12 protein-coding genes are annotated in these 20,348 nt (G+C 35.7%); 5 read left to right on the top strand and 7 right to left on the bottom strand.

Annotated elements, in window-relative coordinates; genetic code table 11:
• Positions 1-217: 217 nt before the first annotated feature.
• The 3 genes from MKO96_RS17165 to MKO96_RS17155 all read left to right on the top strand — a co-directional run bounded on the left by MKO96_RS17165 (position 218) and on the right by MKO96_RS17155 (position 12,486).
• Entirely contained in the window at positions 218-10,075 is a 9,858-nt protein-coding gene (locus MKO96_RS17165; RefSeq protein ID WP_240588183.1) for a SpaA isopeptide-forming pilin-related protein, read from the top strand.
• Between the two features lie 488 nt (positions 10,076-10,563).
• Positions 10,564-11,964 (top strand): M28 family metallopeptidase, encoded by a 1,401-nt coding sequence (locus tag MKO96_RS17160; protein WP_240588182.1) that lies wholly within the window; start codon positions 10,564-10,566, stop codon positions 11,962-11,964.
• Between the two features lie 147 nt (positions 11,965-12,111).
• Positions 12,112-12,486 (top strand): hypothetical protein, encoded by a 375-nt coding sequence (locus tag MKO96_RS17155; RefSeq protein WP_240588181.1) that lies wholly within the window; start codon positions 12,112-12,114, stop codon positions 12,484-12,486.
• Between the two features lie 25 nt (positions 12,487-12,511).
• Here the strand turns inward: MKO96_RS17155 and MKO96_RS17150 are convergent, their stop codons facing one another.
• From MKO96_RS17150 to MKO96_RS17130, 5 genes are all read right to left on the bottom strand, one after another.
• The gene (locus tag MKO96_RS17150; RefSeq protein WP_240588180.1) at positions 12,512-13,183 is read right to left on the bottom strand and encodes an ABA4-like family protein; all 672 of its coding nucleotides are present in this window, start codon (positions 13,181-13,183) and stop codon (positions 12,512-12,514) included.
• Positions 13,167-13,481, bottom strand: coding sequence for an anti-sigma factor (locus tag MKO96_RS17145; protein WP_076541365.1), 315 nt, complete (start codon positions 13,479-13,481; stop codon positions 13,167-13,169). The genes MKO96_RS17150 and MKO96_RS17145 overlap by 17 nt, the downstream gene beginning before the upstream one ends.
• Complete coding sequence (locus tag MKO96_RS17140; RefSeq protein ID WP_240588179.1) at positions 13,468-13,995, bottom strand: RNA polymerase sigma factor; 528 nt, start codon at positions 13,993-13,995, stop codon at positions 13,468-13,470. Before MKO96_RS17140 ends, MKO96_RS17145 begins: the two co-directional genes overlap by 14 nt.
• A 200-nt stretch (positions 13,996-14,195) precedes the next feature.
• Positions 14,196-15,866 (bottom strand): arginine--tRNA ligase, encoded by a 1,671-nt coding sequence (gene argS, locus MKO96_RS17135; protein WP_240588178.1) that lies wholly within the window; start codon positions 15,864-15,866, stop codon positions 14,196-14,198.
• Positions 15,866-16,303, bottom strand: a complete 438-nt coding sequence (locus MKO96_RS17130; protein WP_000414868.1) for a YwiB family protein — start codon at positions 16,301-16,303, stop codon at positions 15,866-15,868. Before MKO96_RS17130 ends, argS begins: the two co-directional genes overlap by 1 nt.
• Positions 16,304-16,505: 202 nt before the next feature.
• Here MKO96_RS17130 and MKO96_RS17125 point away from each other — a divergent pair, with 202 nt between their 5' ends.
• Positions 16,506-17,492, top strand: a complete 987-nt coding sequence (locus MKO96_RS17125; protein WP_240588177.1) for a S66 family peptidase — start codon at positions 16,506-16,508, stop codon at positions 17,490-17,492.
• 25 nt (positions 17,493-17,517) lie between these two features.
• On the opposite strand, the gene MKO96_RS17120 is transcribed toward MKO96_RS17125, so the two are convergent.
• A complete protein-coding gene (locus tag MKO96_RS17120; protein ID WP_000779940.1) occupies positions 17,518-17,880 on the bottom strand; it encodes a YxeA family protein in 363 nt (120 codons plus the stop codon).
• Between the two features lie 234 nt (positions 17,881-18,114).
• On the opposite strand from MKO96_RS17120, the gene MKO96_RS17115 reads away from it, so the two are divergent.
• Positions 18,115-19,152, top strand: a complete 1,038-nt coding sequence (locus MKO96_RS17115) for a PTS sugar transporter subunit IIC (protein WP_087983355.1) — start codon at positions 18,115-18,117, stop codon at positions 19,150-19,152.
• A gap of 112 nt (positions 19,153-19,264) precedes the next feature.
• Here MKO96_RS17115 and speB read toward each other — a convergent pair whose 3' ends face one another.
• Positions 19,265-20,137 (bottom strand): agmatinase, encoded by an 873-nt coding sequence (gene speB / locus MKO96_RS17110; protein ID WP_001209823.1) that lies wholly within the window; start codon positions 20,135-20,137, stop codon positions 19,265-19,267.
• Positions 20,138-20,348 lie beyond the last annotated feature (211 nt).

Here is a 20,348-nt window from a genome sequence, read left to right as displayed (position 1 = left end):
GCATGCTTTCGACATTTTTTGTCGAATTATGTATATTCCAGATTTTTACGTTACTTTATATATGCCTTTGATTAAACATCTATTCTGTCAGAGAACGTACATAGAAACGGAGGGATAGTAGCAACAAATACTTTATAACAATTAACTTTTTTTATATTCCATTTGTTCATGTGGAATATATTCCTCAGTGAACAAATGAATGTTCAAAGGAGGCAAAATGAAAAAACTTTTCAATATATGTTTAATTGTATTTGTACTATTTTCACAGTTTATTAGTTTCCCATACAATCAGGCAAAAGCTGAGACTTTAAAGGAAACTTCATTATTTGACACTGTTGAGATGAAAGATGCAACGGATCACATTATTGACGAAGCAAAAAATCCTAACAACTTAATAAAGATAGGATCAACCATTCAAGTAGAATATGCTTGGTCAATAAAGGATCAAAAAGTTGTACATGCAAACGATACAGCAGTAATTCAAATACCACTTGCGTTAAAAGTATCTAAAGATTTGCAAGGAGATTTAGTAACAGATCAAAAAAATATTGGTCAATATTTCATAACAGCTAACGATAATAAATTAAAACTAATATTTAATGATCAAGTAGAAAATTCGAAAGATGCTAAAGGAAAAATTAAAGTTGATACTGTGTTTAACCCAACTTTAAAAACCGAGGAAAAATCAGTTCAAATCGCTTTTCCTTTAGGGACACTGGTTCAGCCTATAACAGTTCCTATTCAAGTAGAAGATTCTAAAGAAGATGGCACCAAACAGGATACTAATAAACAAGTACAAGATCGAGTAGCTAAACCTGTTACTGATAATTCGGAACAAAATCCAGCAACTAAACCTGTTACTGATAATCCGGAACAAAACCCAGCAACTAAACCTGTTACTGATAATCCGGAACAAAATCCAGCAACTAAACCTGTTACCGATAATCCGGAACAAAACCCAGCAGCTAAAATTGCTACTGATAATCCAGAACGAAAGCTAGCAAGCGACCCTACTGAGAATACAAATTCAGGTCCAAAGCAAATAACAACAAACATTTTAACCGGTGTAAAGCTGACGGATAAAGACGGAAAACCATTTACAGAGGATAACCGTCCAAGTACAGATTCCCCTGCCAATATTGAGTTTACATGGGAACTTTTAAAATCAATGAATGTGAAAAGTGGAGATTACTATATCTTTGATCTTCCTAAACATTTTAAGATTTACAATACAATTAACAGTCCTTTATATGATAGTGAAAACAATCAAATTGGTAATTTTACTGTTACAAAAGATGGAAAAGTCACGATGACATTCAACGATTATGTTGAAGAGCATCCAGATGTTGCTGGTAACCTACAATTAAAGACAGAATTTAATAAAGCTGAAATTAAAGGTACAACAACACAAGAAATTCCTTTCCCGATTAAAGATAAGGATGTTTCTATTACAGTTGACTTTAAGCCTAATGTACAAACAGCTACGAATAAAAAAGGGTTACCTGATAGACCAATTAATACAAATGAAATTAATTGGAAAGTAGAAATGAACAAAACGAAAGACACCCTTAAAAACGCTGTTTTTAAAGATAACATTCCACAAGGTACAAGTTTAAATAAGGATTCTATTAAAGTTTACTATTTAGAAGTTGATGTTAACGGGAACACAACACGTGGTAAAGAAGCTGAGCCAGCAGATTACAAAATTATTTCATCAGATAGTTCAAAATTGGAGATTGCTTTTAAAGATTCTATCAATAAAGCATATCAAATTGAATATGTTACAAAAATTACTGATGAAAACGTAAAAAGCTTCCAAAATAACGTTACGATAACGAGTGATAATCAAAAGCAACAAAATGCAAGCTCTACTGTAACGGTTTCTCGTGGTACACATTTAAACAAAACAAGTAAATATGATCCCAAGACACAAACAATTGAATGGACAATTACTTACAACGGTGATCAAAGAAATATCAAAAAAACAGATGCACTTTTAAAAGATATTTTTGACGATACACATGAACTAGATGAAAATTCTATCGTTGTGAAGAACGCTTCATACGATGATAAAGGCAGACTTGTAACAGGCGACACTGTTAATAATTACACTGTAAGTAACAAGAAGAATGGATTCGATTTACAGTTTAATGAGGATATTAATAGTGCTTATGTAATTACCTATAAAACAAAGCCAACTAATAATGTCATAAAAGATGGAAAAGTAAAAAATACAGTTACAGCTGATAATGACTCCAGTAAAGAAAATGAGGCTAGCTTCCAGCAGCAAAATATTATTAAAGCTAATAATAAAGCTGAAACAAACTATAAAGATAAAACAACAACCTGGACAATTACGGTAAATAATAACAACTATCCATTAAACAACGCGATTATTACGGATACCTTTGACCATGGTGGATTACAATTAAAAGATAATAAACTAGAAATTAAAGACGGAGATTATACCCTTAAAGATAAGACTGACTATGTTTTAGATGTAACAGATAAAGGTTTCAAAATTACCCTTATAGGTACATATCAGTCTAATATGACAAAGACATTAGTCGTAAAATATACGACAGACTTTGACTATACAAAATTAGAAAGTGGTAAAACTTCATTTAAAAATACAGGTAACCTATCTTGGATAGATGCAGGGTCCAATCCACAATCAAATAAAGTTGAAGCAGACTTTGATCCTGATACTTTCACAAAGGCGAATGGATATAAATACGGTTCTTATAACGCCCAAACGAAAGAAATCACTTGGATAATAGGTTTTAATTATAATAATGTTGAGATTAAAGATCCATATGTTATAGACGTAATACAAGATAAACAAAAGTTAGTACCAGGATCCATTGAAGTGCGCCATATGATTTTAAATGGAAGCCCGGATAATGCAAGACCTGGTAATGCCCTATCACCTAAAGAGTATGAACTTGAAGAACCTACAGATAAAAATAAAAACACCCTACAAGTTCATTTCAAGCAATCAATTAATTCACCTTACTATATTATCTTTAAAACAAGCCTTGATGGTGAACTTATCCAAGGCACCTACAAAAACGAGGCAGAGTTAAAAGATGGCTCTAAACTTGTAAACACTCTTAAAGGTGACACTCAAGTAAATAAAGGTGGCAGCTTTGTTACTAAAAAGGCTGTGCAAGACGACAACTATATTAATTGGAGTATTGCAATTAACGAAAGTCAATCAACCATTGCAGACGCAGTTGTAACAGACGATCCAACAGACAATCAGGTACTTGTGGCAGATTCATTCCACTTATATCCTACAACTGTTGATCCATATGGAAATTTAACAAAAGATACAGCAAATGAATTAAAACAAGGAACAGACTATAAGTTAACGATCACAACAGACAATAATACTGGAAAGCAACTTTTTGAAATTGCTTTCTTGAAGAAAATTGATCGAGCTTATATTTTAGAATATCGCTCACTTATTAATGCAGACGATAAAGAAAAAGTGAGTAATAAAGCAAAAATCGCTGGCAATCAGTTAACAGTTAAGAATACAGAAACTGTTGAAACGATTGAAGTGAGAATGTCTTCCGGTTCAGGCGGAGGATCTGCTACTAAAGGGCGCGGAAACCTTGAAATTATAAAGGTAGATAACGACAATAAGAAAGTACCATTGTCTGGGGCAGAATTTACTTTATACGATCGTACAGGAAAAACCGTTATCCGCGAAATAACAACAGACAAAGATGGTATCGCTAAGTTTAATAACTTAAAGCGCGATAAATATCTATTAAAAGAAACAAAAGCTCCTGAAGGCTATGTGATTAGCTGGGATTTAAAACAGGGGAAAATTGTTGAACTTGGTTCACAAGAGACTACAACATATACACTTGCAAATAAGAAATTTGTCGGTAAAGTAGTTTTAACAAAGTCTGATGACCTGAATAAAAACGCAACACTGCAAGGTGCCGTTTTCACACTGCTTGATAAAGACAAAAAAATAATTTCAGAACACGAAAAATTAACAACAAATGATAAAGGACAAATTACTGTAGATAATTTAAAACCAGGAACGTACTACTTACAAGAAATAACTGCTCCTGAGCATTATAAATTAGACAGTACACCTATTCAATTTACAATCAAAGAAGATCAAACGACTGTAGTATACCGAACTGCAACAAACAGTTTGATTCCAGGATCGGCCATTTTAACAAAAGTCGATAAAGATGGAAAGACTTTAGCAGGCGCGGAGTTCAGTGTACGCGATCGACATAACAATATAATTCGTGGATATGAAAAACTAACGACAAATGATCAAGGTCAAATCGAAGCAAAAGATTTACGTCCTGGAGACTATCAATTTGTTGAAGAAAAAGCACCTGAACACTATGACATAGATAAAAAACCAATTGAGTTTACAATTGTAAAAAGTCAACAGAAAGCAGTTACTGTTACAGCAACGAATCACCTCATTAAAGGTGGCGTCACTTTAACAAAAACTGATGATATCGATGGTACAGCTCTTGCAGGTGCTGTATTTAAAATTATCGATGCTAATGATGAAAAGAAAGTCATTCGCGAAAATGTAAAAACTGGTGCAGATGGTAAAGTAACGGTTAAAGACTTAGATCCTGGTACGTATAAATTTGTTGAAACAGAAGCTCCTAAGGATTATGTGTTAGATGCAAACCCTATTGAGTTTACAATCGACAAAAGCCAACAGTCTTTTGCTACTGTGACGGCAACAAACAGTTTAAAAACAGGCGAAGTCGAATTATTAAAAGTTGATGAATTTGGTGATAAAAAACCTCTAAAAGGTGCCGTATTTAAAATCGTCGATTTAAATAATAATGACGTTCGTACTGACTTAACTACAGATGCTGATGGAAAAACAAAAGCTGATAAGTTACGCCCTGGTAACTATAAGTTTATTGAAACAAAGGCTCCTGAGCATTATGTACTAGACGAAACACCGATTCCATTTACAATCGATAGAAGTCAGAAAGAAACTCTACTTGTGAAAGCTGAAAATGCTTTAAAACCAGGAGATGTTGAATTAACGAAAGTTGATGATATCGATGGTACAACTCTTGAAGGTGCTGTATTTAAAATTGTTGATGCTAATGATGAAAAGAAAGTCATTCGCGAAAATGTAAAAACTGGTGCGGATGGTAAAACTATCGCTACTGGCTTACGCCCTGGCGATTATAAATTCATCGAAGTAACAGCACCGAAGTATTACGATAAAAATACAACGCCTATCGAGTTCACAATTAAAGAAAGTCAAGGAACTTCACCAATTACTGTTACTGCTAAAAACAGCTTAACAAAAGGCGGTATTGAATTAACAAAAGTGAATGCTGCAGATGAAAAGGAAACACTTGAAGGTGCAGTATTTAAAATCGTTAATAGAGATACGAATGAAGATGCTCGTACGGAACTTGTTACGAATAGTAAAGGAATGCTAGTTGTTGACGACTTACGTCCTGGTAACTATACACTTATCGAAACAAAGGCTCCAACTTATTACGATGTAAATGTAGAACCTATTGAATTTACAATCGAAAAAGGACAACAAAAACTTCTTCCACTTACATTTAAAAATAGTTTAACGAAAGGAAAAGTTAAACTTATTAAAGAAGATGATGTGGAAAGTAGTATCGCTCTTTCCGGCGCGATGTTCACATTACAAGACGCAACTGGCAAAGAAATTGCGAAAGATTTAAAAACAGATGATTACGGAGTAATAGTTATTCCTGATTTAGCACCAGGAGATTACCAATTTATTGAAACAGCTGCTCCTGAACATTATAAATTAGATCAAACACTTATTAAGTTCACGATTAAAAAAGGTAGCAAGGATGATATTCCAGTCCCTGTCACTGTAAAAAATAGTTTACTTACAGGTGGCGTTACTTTAACTAAAGTTGATGATGTTGATGGCATTACACTTGAAGGTGCTGAATTTATCATTGTTGATGCTCATGATACGAAAAAGGTAGTTCGTAAAGGGTTAACTACTGATGAACAGGGTAAAGTTTCTGCTTCTGATTTACGCCCGGGTGACTATCAATTTATTGAAGTAAAAGCTCCAAAAGACTATGACTTAAGCAAAGAACCTATTCCGTTCACTATCGGAAAAAGTCAAAAAGAAAACATTACCGTTACTGCTACTAACAGCTTAACGAAAGGCGCTATCACTTTAACTAAAATTGATGACATCGATCGTACAATGCTGAAAGATGCAGTATTTAAAATTGTTGATATGGATGGTAAAGAAGTTCGCACAAACCTTGTTACAGACGACAAAGGCAAAATTTCGGTTTCTGACTTACGCCCTGGAGACTATCAATTTATTGAAACTCAGGCTCCTGAACATTATGTGTTAGACGAAACAGCGATTCCATTTACAATTAAAAAGAGTCAAACAAAAACTATTACTGTTACAGGTAAAAACACGTTAATAAAAGGTAGCGTGGAATTAACAAAGATTGACGATATTGATACTGATACGAAGCTCGCTAATGCTGTATTTAATTTATTAGATGCAGACGGAGAGATAGTTGAAGAAGGCTTAAAAACAAATGATGAAGGAAAAATTGTTGTTGAAAACCTACGTCCTGGTACGTATAAATTTATTGAAACAGCTGCTCCTGAACATTACGATTTAAATAAAACACCGATCGAATTTACAATTAAGAAAAGCCAAACTGAAACTCTTCATGTTACGGCTAAAAACGCCCTAACAAAAGGTGCAGTGGAACTTTCTAAAGTAGATGACATCGATGGCACTACCCTTGAAGGTGCAGTATTTAAAATTGTTGATATGAATGGTACTGTAATTCATAAAGACCTTGTTACAAATGGTAAAGGGAAGATCGAAATTAACGACCTACGTCCTGGTGATTACCAATTCATCGAAACAGAAGCTCCTAAGCATTACGTTTTAGATGAAACACCAATCAATTTCACTATTGAAAAAGGACAGAAAAAAACTATTTCTTTAACTGCTAAAAATAGTTTAAAACAAGGTAGTATCGAATTAATTAAAGTTGATGATTTAAACGATCAAACAAAACTTGCCGATGCTATGTTTAATTTACTAGATCAAAACGGGAAAGTACTTAAAACGGATTTAAAAACGAACAGTGAAGGAAAAATCATTGTTGAAAACTTACGTCCTGGTACGTATCAATTTGTCGAAACAACGGCTCCTAAACATTATGATTTAGACAAAAAGCCAATTGTAGTTACAGTTGAGAAAACCCAGAAAGATATTGCTACTGTTACTATGAAAAATAGTTTAACAAAAGGCGGCGTTGAACTTAATAAAGTGGACGACGTCGATGGTACTACTCTTGAAGGCGCAGTATTTAACATTGTTGATATGAATGGTACTGTAACTCGTGAGAATCTTACTACAAATTCACAAGGTAAAATTAGCGTTTCTGACTTACGCCCGGGTGATTATCAATTCGTCGAGACGAAAGCTCCGAAACACTACGATTTAAATAAAGAACCGATTCCTTTCACTATTGAAAAAGGACAAGCTGAACCGATTTCTGTTACTGCTAAAAATAGTTTAACAAAAGGTGCGGTAGAGCTTTCTAAAGTGGATGATATCGACGGTACAGCTCTTGAAGGCGCAGTATTTAAAATTGTTGATGACAAAAACAATGATGTTCGTACTGACTTAACTACTGTTAAAGATGGAAAAATCTCTGTTCCTGATTTACGTCCAGGGGACTATCAGTTTATTGAAATAAAAGCTCCTGAACATTATAAATTAGATAGTACACCGCTTAAATTTACAATTAAGAAAAGCCAAGCAGAGAAGCTACAAGTCACTGCTACTAACAGCTTAATTGAAGGTGCTGTTGAATTAATTAAAGTGGATGATATAAATCCAGATACAAAACTTTCTGATGCAGTATTTAACATCATTGATGCGAAAGGTAAAGTTGTTCGCACGAATTTAACTACTGATAAAGACGGGAAAGTTTCTGCTTCTAATTTACGACCAGGAGATTATCAATTCGTTGAAACGAAAGCTCCTAAAGATTATGATTTAAATAAAACACCGATTCCTTTCACTATCGAGAAAAGCCAACCAGCTCACGTTTCTGTTACTGCTAAAAATGGCTTAACTAAAGGTGGCGTGGAATTAACGAAAGTTGACTCTCTAGATGCGAAAGAGACGCTGGAAGGTGCGGTATTTAAAATTACTGATATGAACGGTAACGATATTCGTACGAATTTAGTTACCAATAAAGGTGGAAAAATCATCGCTAAAGACTTACAACCTGGAGACTATCAATTTATTGAAACGAAAGCTCCGAAACATTATGACTTAAATGAAGAGCCGATTAAGTTCACAATTGAAAGAAGTCAAACAAAACATGTCTTCGTTACAGCTACGAACAGCTTAACGAAAGGTAGTGTGGAGTTAATTAAAGTTGACGATGTTGAAGAAAACACAACACTTGAAGGTGCGGTATTTAAAATTGTTAATAAGGATGGACACGATGTCCGTACTGATTTAACTACTGATAAAAACGGCCGTTTAGTTGTGGATGAATTGCCACCAGGAGACTATGAGTTTATCGAAACAAAAGCTCCTAATCACTATGACTTAAACGAAACACCTATTAAGTTCACAGTTAAAAAAGGACAAGAAAAAATCGCTTCCGTTACTGCTACGAATAGCTTAACGAAAGGCGCTGTTGAACTTTCTAAAGTGGATGACGTTGACGGTTCTGTCCTTAAAGATGCAGTATTTAAAATCATTGATATGAACGGGCACGACGTTCGTTCTAATTTAACTACTGATAAAGATGGGAAAATTTCTGTTTCTGATTTACGTCCAGGAGACTATCAGTTTATTGAAACGAAAGCTCCTACTCATTACGACTTAAATCAAAATCCTATCAAGTTTACTGTTGAAAAAAATCAAACAACTAAAGCTTCTGTTACTGCTATTAACAGCTTAACGAAAGGTTCAGTTGAATTAACTAAAGTCGACGACATCGACGGCTCTACTCTTGAAGGAGCTATCTTTAAAATCGTTGATCATAACGGCAATGATGTTCGTTCTGATTTAACTACTGATAAAGATGGAAAAATTTCTGTTTCTGATTTACGTCCAGGAGACTATCAGTTCGTTGAAACGAAGGCTCCTAACCATTACGACTTAAATCAAAATCCTATCAAGTTTACTGTTGAAAAGAGTCAAACGGCTACAGCTTCTGTTACTGCTACAAATAGCTTAACTAAGGGCGCTGTTGAATTAACTAAAGTCGACGACGTTGACAACTCTATTCTTGAAGGAGCTATCTTTAAAATTGTTGATATGAACGGCAATGATGTTCGTTCTGATTTAACTACTGATAAAGATGGAAAAATTTCTGTTTCTGATTTACGCCCTGGGGACTATCAGTTTATTGAAACGAAAGCTCCTACTGGATACGATTTAAGTGCTAAGCCAATTCCTTTCACAATTACGAAAGGACAATCTCAAGTTACTTCTGTTACAGCTTTAAATAGTTTAACAACAGGTTCAATGGAGTTAACTAAAATTGATATTGATCACCATGGAACACTTGAAGGTGCCATTTTCAATATTTTAGATCACGACGGAAAAGTAGTACGAGAAGGTTTACAAACAGACGGGCATGGTAAATTAATCGTAAATGATTTGAAACCTGGTAATTATCAATTAGTGGAAACAAAGGCTCCTAAAGGCTATCAATTAGATGCATCACCAATAAACTTTACAATTGAAAAAGCTCAAGCTGCACCACTACAAGTTACAGTTTCAAATAAAAAAATCGATTCTTCATCCGGTGGAGATGATAAACCAATTACTCCTCCTAATAAAGAAGAGGAAACAGGGAAAGAAACTTCTGAAGAACTAGAAAAAGGAAATCCTGACACACAAATAAACAAACAGCAAGATGACCGAAATAAGGGTAAAGAACTTCCAAATACAGGTCACAAAAATGATCCTACTCAAACAGTAGGCATCGTACTTCTACTAGCTGGTTTGTTAAGTATTTTAGCTACAAAACGAAAAAAATATTATTAATAGTTTTTCACACCTAATCAAGTGAACGTTTGATTAGGTGTTTTTTTATGCAAAAAAGGACGATACATAGAGTATCGTCCTTTTAACGGGGTGAGGCTGTCCAAAAGTACGGAAAACCTTTGAACAGCCTCGTATTTTCATATGGATGCCTTACATATATCACTGATAATAAGTATGAAATGCGGAAACATATTTATCATCACATGATTCAAACATGAGAAAAGAAACCCTATAGGATTCTTTTCTCTACATAATCTAAAGTTTGGGTACACTAGATTCATGCAATGTAGGAGCTTTCCAAGCAGAAAGCGAACCTTCATTTAAAATGATAGCATACATATCTCCATCAAAAATATGCAAATATGCATATAGCGTTTTTTATTTATCAATGTCAGAATATTTAAAATTAATGAGGGTAATGGTAAAATGTAGTCGTTATCCGTCTCCTTTTGTCAGTCAGAGAGAATAGAAGAATAGGAGAGGAAAAAATGAAAAAATCTTTGAAACAAAAAATAGTAAGCTCTTTGCTTGCTGTATCACTCGCTGTTAGCTTAGCTCCAATTGGACAAGCCAAAGCTGATTCCACGTCAGAAATCACACAGACTTCACTTATCACAAAACAAGTTGATGCAAGCCGCTCCATCGAACACATCCGTTTCTTATCCGAAACAATTGGTCCTCGCCCTGGTGGGACGAAATCAGAAGAATGGGCTTCTCGCTACGTTGGTATGCAGCTTAAATCAATGGGCTATGAAGTAGAATATCAACCATTTCAAGTGCCGGATCAATACGTTGGATTTATTGAATCACCATTATCCACAAAACGTAATTGGCAAGCCGGCGCTGCCCCTAACGCACTAATTTCTACAGAAGCTGTTACAGCTCCTCTTATCTTTGTTCAAGGTGGAACAAAATTAGAGGATATCCCAAATGAAGTAAACGGAAAAATTGTTCTATTTGAAAGAGGAACAACAGTTGCAGACTATAATAAACAAGTTGAAAATGCTGTTAGCAAAGGAGCAAAAGGTGTCCTTTTATACAGTTTAATTGGCGGACGCGGAAATTATGGACAAACCTTCAATCCCCGCCTAACGAAAAAGCAGTCTATCCCTGTCTTTGGTCTTGCTTATGCGCAAGGAAATGCATTTAAAGAGGAAATCGCTAAAAAAGGGACCACTCTTCTTTCTCTAAAAGCGAGACATGAATCTAACTTAACATCACTTAATGTTATCGCTAAAAAGAAACCAAAAAATAGTACAGGTAATGAAAAAGCTGTCGTTGTAAGTTCGCACTATGATAGTGTCGTTGGAGCACCTGGAGCAAATGATAATGCTTCTGGTACAGGATTAGTATTAGAGTTAGCTCGTGCTTTTCAAAATGTAGAAACTGATAAAGAAATTCGTTTTATCGCTTTTGGTTCTGAAGAGACTGGCTTACTTGGCTCCGATTATTACGTTAATAGTCTATCCCAAAAAGAACGCGATCGAATTTTAGGTGTCTTTAACGCAGACATGGTTGCAACAAATTATGATAAAGCAAAGAATTTATATGCTATGACGCCTAACGGTTCTCCAAACCTTGTAACAGACGCAGCCTTACAAGCAGGTAAACAATTAAATAATGACCTCGTACTGCAAGGGAAATTCGGCTCTAGTGATCACGTGCCATTTGCTGAAGTTGGTATTCCTGCCGCCCTATTTATTTGGATGGGTGTCGATAGTTGGAATCCATTAATCTATCATATTGAGAAGGTATACCATACACCTCAAGATAATGTGTTAGAAAACATTTCGCCTGAACGTATGAAAATGGCATTAGAAGTTATCGGGACAGGAGTTTATAATACACTTCAAAAACCTGTTGCTCAAACTGAACAGAAAGCTGCTTAATCATTTAAAAGACCACTGATTTTTATCGGTGGTCTTTTATTGAGAAAATATATATATGCATAAAAGCATATTTCCTCCTGCACATTATCCTATACAATATTAAGTGTAACAAAAATGATTACAACTACTAAGGAGGCTTTTTCTACTATGAAAAAAATGATTTTAGCCAGTGCTTTAACTTTAGCAGGAATTACTGGCGCTACCGCTTTTATTCCTGAAACAAACGTTGCTGCTGCCACTCAAGAACAAAGCTTTACAAAATTTTATTCTTTGCAAACTGGAAGTAGTTCTGAAAAAGAACCTATTTTCCTTCAAAAAGGACAGGAACTAACAATTCAACCTAACAGTAAAACTCCTAGTTACAGTGTTTATGACTCAAATCATAATCTTATTGGACGCCATTCTGATGGTTACGGCCGAATTTTCACTGCAAAAACAGATGGGAATATGTATGTTCAATTTCATGCACCTTTCGTTTACTATAGTCCTGTTAGCTTTTCCGTTACGTATACAATCCAATAAAATAAAGGGCCTTTCTCAAGGCCCTTTATTTTATTTCCCAATTCACTTTTACAAAACCATCTTTCACCATTACACCACTTATATTAAATACATACTTTTCATTTGCTTTTAATGTAGCTTTGAAAGTACCTTTTTTCGATTCACAGATCTCTTTTAACTCTCTTATACCTTCTCCTTTCCTTTCATACAAGCTAAAACATAAATTCCCACGTTTTGCATCTGTCTCATAAGAAAATGTTACTTCTATATCTTTTGCATACTCAAGTTCAATATCTTTCCCAGCAATATCCCATGATGAGAATTTTGCCTCGTAACTGGTCTCTCCTTGCTTCTCATTTTCTAAATATATATCACCAGCCCTCCACATATCATCTAACGTTTGAACGAAAGCAAAGCCACTCAGTAATACGAACATCGCACTTGCAAATATGACAACTAATGTTATCTTTTGTTTTTTCATAGCCTTCATCGTATGTTCTCCTTCTATTTTCTTGTTACTTCTTCGTATCATATATAACAAAACTCCAATAAAAAATGGTAATACAATCGCTATAACACTCCACCACTTACTTATTCCACGCGTTTTCGCATCTGTATACACCCATGATGCTACACATACTAAAAGTGCTATAAAAGTCAAAAGCATTGTAATCCCAGCTATCTCAAATACTACAAATGGATTAGCGAACTCTATCATGTAATTTATACTCCTTCTTTAAAAATGACTGTATGACAACATATATAGGAACGTATAGATGCATCATAATCACACTTGCTATCAACATAGGGACTTTATGATTCAAATGAGTGACAAACTGCTCCATAACAACGGTTAATAAAATAATCCAAATAGCATGAATACAAATAACCCATCTCTTCTCTAATTTTCGAGCATTTCGTACGCTCTGTTTCGTATTATTTATCAGCTCTTCGCTTGGAATCGTGTCTCCAGCTAAGCTGCTCCTTATCTTCTGATCAAACTTATCTTCCGTCATAAACGAACCCCTCCAAATGTTCCCGCATTTGCTTCTTCGCATAATTAAGGCGGTATTTCACCGTACCAATCGGTATATTTAATATTTCGCTCATTTCTTTATAAGAGTATTGTTCATAATAGTAGAGTACGAGCACGGTTTTATATTTTTCATTCAATAGCTGTATAACTTCCCGTATCATTTCCGCTTCCACTTTTTGAATAAATTCTTCTGATATATTCACTTCATCTGCGAAATTGATTTCTCCACCATCCTCTTTATGAAACAAATCCAATACTCGATCTTTCCACCTTTTCTTTTTACGATAAAAGTCATAAAACGTACGAACACAAATTGTAGTAATCCATTCTTTATAATTTTCCACGCAAGAAAGCTGGTGCCGAGAGGAAAAAACTTTTATCCAAGTCTCTTGAAAAATATCTTCTGCATCTTCTTTCGTTTTCGCTAATTTATAGCATAAGGAATATATTTGCTGCTTATATATATCAATTAATTCTTCTACCTTTTCTTCCATCTTAAACCTCCTGTCATTTATATAAGACGACGCAAATTCTCCCTTTGTTTGATAAAATTTTATTTTTTTATTATCTCCATACAAAAAGGCAATCACAACATCGTGTGATTGCCTTTTACTGAAAACGAAAAATCGACTAGAATACTCAGTGGCTTCGCGCCTTCCTCCTATTCTGAACGAGCCGCTTCCACTTTTCTTTATTACATTTTTTCTGGTGCAGATACTCCTACGATTGCTAATGCGTTTTGAAGTGTAGTGCGTACTGCTTTCATTAACTCATAGCGAGCTTTACTTAACTCTAAGTTATCTTGGTTTAATACTTTTTCTGCATTGTAGAAGCTGTGTAATGCTGCTGCTAATTCAAATGCATAGCTTGTAATGCGGTGTGGCAGACGTTTTTGCGCTGCATCCGCAACTACAGCTGGGAATTCACCAAGTTTTTTCAGTAACTCTACTTCTTTCTCCGAAGTAACAAGCTTGTAATTCACGTCTCCGCTTGCAGCTAGTCCTAGCTCTTCACCTTGACGAAGGATACTGCATACGCGAGCATGAGCATACTGTGCATAGTATACTGGGTTTTCATTAGATTTTGATACAGCTAAGTCCATATCAAAGTCTAAATGAGAATCACCGCTACGCATTGCGAAGAAGTAACGCATTGCGTCCACGCCTACTTCTTCCATAAGCTCACGAAGTGTAACTGCTTTACCTGTACGCTTACTCATCTTCATTTTTTCACCATTTTGGTACAGTTGTACCATTTGGATGATTTCTACTTCAAGTGTTTCTTTATCGTAACCAAGTGCTTGAATAGCAGCTTTCATACGAGGAATGTAACCGTGGTGGTCAGCACCCCAAATGTTGATTAACTTATCAAAACCACGCTCTAATTTATCACGGTGGTAAGCGATATCTGGCGTTAAGTATGTGTAAGAACCGTCGTTTTTAATTAATACACGGTTTTTGTCGTCACCGTAAGTCATAGAACGGAACCAAGTTGCACCGCCTTCTTCAAAGATCTCATCACGCTCTTTTAATACTGCAAGTGCAGCATCGATTTTTCCGTTTTTGTATAATGATGTTTCTGAGAACCATACATCAAATTTAACACGGAAGCTTTCTAAGTCTTTTTGAAGTTTTGCTAACTCATATTTTAAACCGTATGAACGATAGAACTCATAGCTTTCTTCTGCATCAGCTTTTGCGTAACGATCACCAAATTCTTCAGCTAAAAGCTTACCGATTCCAATGATGTCCGCACCATGGTATCCGTCTTCTGGCATTTCTTTCTCTAGGCCTAAAGCTTGCATGTAACGAGCTTCAACAGAAAGAGCTAAGTTATGAATTTGGTTACCAGCGTCATTAATGTAGTACTCACGAGATACATCGTATCCTGCTTTTGCTAATACGTTACATAAAGTGTCACCCACTGCCGCACCACGTGCATGTCCTAAGTGAAGGTCACCTGTTGGGTTCGCAGATACGAACTCAACTTGTACTTTTTCACCTTTACCAGTATTCGTTTCACCGTAAGCTTCGCCAGCGTTAACGATTGTTGGGATTAAGTCTGTTAAGTAGCTATTATCCATGTAGAAGTTAATGAAACCAGGACCCGCGATTTCAATTTTTTCAATAGAAGCTTTTGCTTTATCGAAGTTTGCAACTAATTCTTCTGCAATCATACGAGGTGCTTTTTTCGCAACGCGTGCAAGTTGCATTGCCATATTTGTAGAGAAGTCACCATTTGTTTTATCTTTTGGAGATTCTAATACAACGTTTGGAATCTGTTCTTCTGTCGCTAATTCTGCCTTTAATACAGCAGCTTGAATTTCTTCTTTAATTAATCCTTTTACTTGTTCTAAAGAATTCATTATTTTGCCTCCTTCAAATTAAGTGTAATTGTATATCTGCCAGCTTCTTGTTCACTTAGAAGCAATGCGTACGTTAAGAAAAGTTGTCCTTTTTTCTTTTCATCCGACCATTTAAAAAGAACGTTATCAGTTTTCGTTTGCAATGCAAACGTACCAAGTTCACTCGTATACGTACCAGTTGTCCATTCACCTTTCACATGCGTTTGACGCATTGAAACAGCACCTGAACGCATAATGAGAACTTGTTCATCTTGAATTTTAATAATTGTTTTCACTTCGCCCTGTTCGTTCGGCTCTTGGAATGTTACATATGTACCTTGACCTTTTACATAGTATTGACCATTTGCTTCAAAAGCAACGGTTTCCTTCCTCGCCCCTTCACGGATTTCTGTTACGAAATGAACGTGTACCGGCAAGCCTGCAAGTTGTTTCTCCACGTCTTGCACACCCTTCACATGTTATAGATATTAAATAATGTATATAATAAATCACTTTTCCTATCATATCAAAAAAAACCTCTGTCTGTCTGCTGAAAAATCAGGAAAACTCCTTTTCAAAAAATAATTCACCTTCACCTTATTTCATATGATAAAATATTTTTTAAATCTAAATATTCTTTCATTTAAAGAGGTGAATTATGTGCTACCAACAAAATTGAAAAAAGGTGATGAAATTAGAGTTATTTCACCATCTTGTAGTTTAAGTATTGTCTCAAATACGAACCAAGAGCTTGCAATAAAAAGATTAACTGACATGGGCTTTCAAGTTACATTCTCAACATATGCTGATGAGATCAATCGATTTGCTTCCTCTTCTATTTCTTCACGCATTCAAGACCTCCACGAAGCATTTAGAGACCCGAATGTAAAAGCCATTTTAACGACACTTGGCGGATACAACTCTAATGGCTTATTGAAACATCTCGATTATAATTTAATTCGAGAAAATCCGAAGTTTTTCTGTGGCTATTCTGATATTACCGCTTTAAATAATGCCATCTACGCAAAAACAGGACTCGTTACATATTCAGGACCCCATTTCTCTTCATTTGGAATGGAGAAAGGGCTCGAGTATACGAACGATTACTTTTTAAAATGCTTAACTTCTAATGAGCCTATTGAATTCCTGCCATCTGAAACATGGAGCGATGATTCTTGGTACATTGATCAAGAAAATCGAGAGTTCATTAAAAATGAAGGATACGTTTCAATTCACGAAGGTGAAGCAACTGGAGAGATTATCGGTGGTAATATGAGCACATTGAATTTACTACAAGGTACACCGTATATGCCAAATTTACAGGATAAAATTTTATTTCTTGAAGAGGATAGTTTAACTGGAACAGCTACCCTTAAAACTTTTGATCGTTATTTACATTCCCTTATGCAGCAGTCAGATTTTGAGTGCGTAAAGGGCATCGTTATAGGAAAGATGCAAAAAGGAGCAGAATGTACGATAGAAGACATTCAAGAAATGATTGCTTCAAAGCCTGAACTTACACATATCCCTATCATTGTAAACGCAAGTTTCGGGCATACAACCCCGATTTTCACTTTCCCAATTGGTGGACGTGCAAAAATCATTTCCAACAAAGAAAAGACATCTATCACCATTTTAACGCACTAAAAAAGGAGCGAATGAGTCGCTCCTTTTATGGTTTTTCTATTTTTTCCAACGCTTTTTGTGGAATTGATTCTTTTGAGATTTCAGCCCATCCTTTTCCTTGCATACCTTTTGCATAAATTTTTATAAATGCTCCCGTGTGCAATTCACGGTTCATCATTCTTTTCACAACTTGTAACTTTCCGTCTTCTGTATACCCTTTAAATGTATACAAGTATTCACCGTCTTTTTTCTCACCTTTATCTATCACCGCATAATAATCTTGTATTTCTTTATTTGAAAAGAAGTTGTCTACAAAAGCATGTACACCTTCTGTTTTTGTGTTCAAATAGTACGCTGTTCCACCTAGAATGATGGCGAATACAACTAAAACTTTAATTACCAATTTCATACATGCGCCTCCTGTTTGTACTTCTTTCTCACTAATCTTATGTCTATACCTGTATTATACGGAAAAAGGCATACTATACTCTATTGAAAAGTCTTACACTTTCCTTACATTATTGTAAGGGTTTTTCAACTTATAGCAATTTCCCAATAAAAATTTTTTCCGTTTCATGAACTTTTATATTATTATTGAATGATACAAATTTTTATTACAAAAATCAAAGGAGACAGTTTTCAAATGGCTATCTTGCAAGGTTTAGCACTATTACTTGTTGTACTTTGTCTATTTACACTTTTTAGTTACCGTGCTCCTTACGGAATGAAAGCAATGGGTGCTTTAGCTAATGCAGCAATCGCAAGTTTTCTTATTGAAGCATTTCACCGTTATATCGGTGGAGAAATGTTTCATAATGACTTTTTACAATCAGTAGGAGAAGCTTCTGGTAGTATGAGCGGTGTCGCAGCGGCAATTTTAGTCGCACTAGCAATCGGTGTTTCACCCGTATATGCTGTTTTAATCGGTATCGCTACTAGCGGATTCGGTATTTTACCAGGATTTTTCGCTGGATACGTTTGTGCTTTCGTCGTGAAATTTCTCGAAAAGAAATTGCCGGCTGGTGTAGAGTTTTTAGCAATTTTATTTATTGCTGCACCAATCTCACGCGGAATGGCCATGCTTATGGATCCGCTCGTGAACGCAACACTCGGCAAAATCGGTTCTATGATTTCAGTTGCAACTACAGAGAGTCCTATCATTATGGGTATTATGCTTGGTGGATTAATAACAGTTATTTCTACCTCTCCATTAAGTTCTATGGCACTAACTGCAATGCTTGGATTAACAGGTTTACCAATGGCAATTGGTAGTCTTGCCGTAGCAGCCTCAGCCCCAATGAACTTTATTTTCTTTAAACGACTAAAAATTTGTTCAAAGAAAGACACAATCGCTGTAGCAATCGAGCCTTTAACACAAGCCGATGTTGTTTCAGCAAATCCAATTCCAATTTATGCGACAAACTTCGTTGGCGGTGCACTTGCTGGTATTATTACATCTCTGTTCCAGCTCGTTAATAATGCACCAGGAACAGCATCACCAATCCCAGGACTTCTTGTCTTATTCGGATTTAATGACGTTGTAAAAGTAACAATTGCTGCTGTATTATGTGGAATCGTTACCACGATTGTTGGATACGTCGGATCAATCGTGTTCCGTAAATATCCAATTCGTTCTGCTGATGAAATTCGCGGCATTACTTCTGAAGAGAAGGTTGCATAAGAAAAAGAGCTATTCTCATCGTTTGAGAATAGCTCTTTTTTATCCAGCTACGACAGCTAGACCCTTGCGTCTAAGAACCTTAGTCACCAGGTCTAAACAGTCGGCTTCACTTTTATTTTACCCAACCGAGCAGCATTTCCCGCACGAATTTGCTTGCTGCGACTGGTGTTTGATCACTATGGTCGTAGACAGGAGCTACTTCTACTAAGTCTGCTCCAACTACATTTATATTTGAATTTGCAATTGCCACGATGGAATCTAATAATTCTTTAGATGTGATACCTCCAGCTTCTAACGTTCCTGTTCCTGGAGCGTGAGCTGGGTCTAATACGTCAATGTCGATTGTGACATAAACTGGGCGTCCTGCAAGTTTCGGTAATACTTCTTTTAACGGTTCTAATACGTCAAATTTATATAAGTTCATACCTACTTCTTTTGCCCATTCGAATTCTTCCTTCATTCCAGAACGAATACCGAAAGAATATACGTTTTCCGGACCAATTAAATCGCACACTTTACGAATAGGTGTAGAGTGGGATAAAGGCTCCCCTTCATACGATTCACGTAAATCAGTATGAGCATCCATATGGATGATTGCTAAATCCGGATATTTTTTTGCCATTGCCTTAAAAATTGGCCAAGACACTAAGTGCTCACCGCCGAGACCTAGTGGAAACTTATCGGCATCTAAAAGTTTTGATACATACTCTTCAATCATGTCTATGCTGCGCTGTGGATTTCCAAATGGTAATGGAATATCACCCGCATCAAAGTACTTTACTTCTTCTAGTTCACGATCTAGATATGGACTGTATTCCTCTAGTCCAATCGATACTTCACGAATACGTGCAGGGCCAAAACGAGAACCTGGACGGTAGCTTACTGTCCAATCCATTGGCATCCCGTAAATAACTGCCTCTGACTCTTCAAAACTTGGATGACTTTTAATAAATACTTTACCTGAATAAGCTTCATCAAAACGCATACTCTTTTCCTCCTTGTGTGGAACTTAAGGTATCCCAACCTTTCATTATTTCTCAAATTTGGAGCCTATAACTCCTCTTTCTCGATTTACCTGTGCCTTCTTTTTCTTACAAGAAGACTACTTCATTTGTAGCAGTGTAAGTAACTAGCATGTTCAAGCCTTCTAGACAAACACCTTAAATGAGTCACTTACACTTTATTTATTTCAATTT

Source organism: Bacillus sp. ES1-5, assembly GCF_022487605.1.
Taxonomy (GTDB): Bacteria; Bacillota; Bacilli; order Bacillales; family Bacillaceae_G; genus Bacillus_A; species Bacillus_A wiedmannii.
Note: the sequence above shows the minus strand (reverse complement) of the source record. Positions and strands in the feature narration are given on the sequence as shown.

Bases quoted from the DNA above. Each gene is read 5' to 3' on its own strand.
- MKO96_RS17145 (WP_076541365.1), bottom strand. From the start codon at position 13,481: ATGACGGAAGATAAGTTTGATCAGAAGATAAGGAGCAGCTTAGCTGGA.
- MKO96_RS17165 (WP_240588183.1), top strand. From the start codon at position 218: ATGAAAAAACTTTTCAATATATGTTTAATTGTATTTGTACTATTTTCA.
- MKO96_RS17160 (WP_240588182.1), top strand. From the start codon at position 10,564: ATGAAAAAATCTTTGAAACAAAAAATAGTAAGCTCTTTGCTTGCTGTA.
- argS (WP_240588178.1), bottom strand. From the start codon at position 15,866: ATGAATTCTTTAGAACAAGTAAAAGGATTAATTAAAGAAGAAATTCAA.
- MKO96_RS17155 (WP_240588181.1), top strand. From the start codon at position 12,112: ATGAAAAAAATGATTTTAGCCAGTGCTTTAACTTTAGCAGGAATTACT.
- speB (WP_001209823.1), bottom strand. From the start codon at position 20,137: ATGCGTTTTGATGAAGCTTATTCAGGTAAAGTATTTATTAAAAGTCAT.
- MKO96_RS17150 (WP_240588180.1), bottom strand. From the start codon at position 13,183: ATGATAGAGTTCGCTAATCCATTTGTAGTATTTGAGATAGCTGGGATT.
- MKO96_RS17140 (WP_240588179.1), bottom strand. From the start codon at position 13,995: ATGGAAGAAAAGGTAGAAGAATTAATTGATATATATAAGCAGCAAATA.
- MKO96_RS17120 (WP_000779940.1), bottom strand. From the start codon at position 17,880: ATGAAATTGGTAATTAAAGTTTTAGTTGTATTCGCCATCATTCTAGGT.
- MKO96_RS17115 (WP_087983355.1), top strand. From the start codon at position 18,115: ATGGCTATCTTGCAAGGTTTAGCACTATTACTTGTTGTACTTTGTCTA.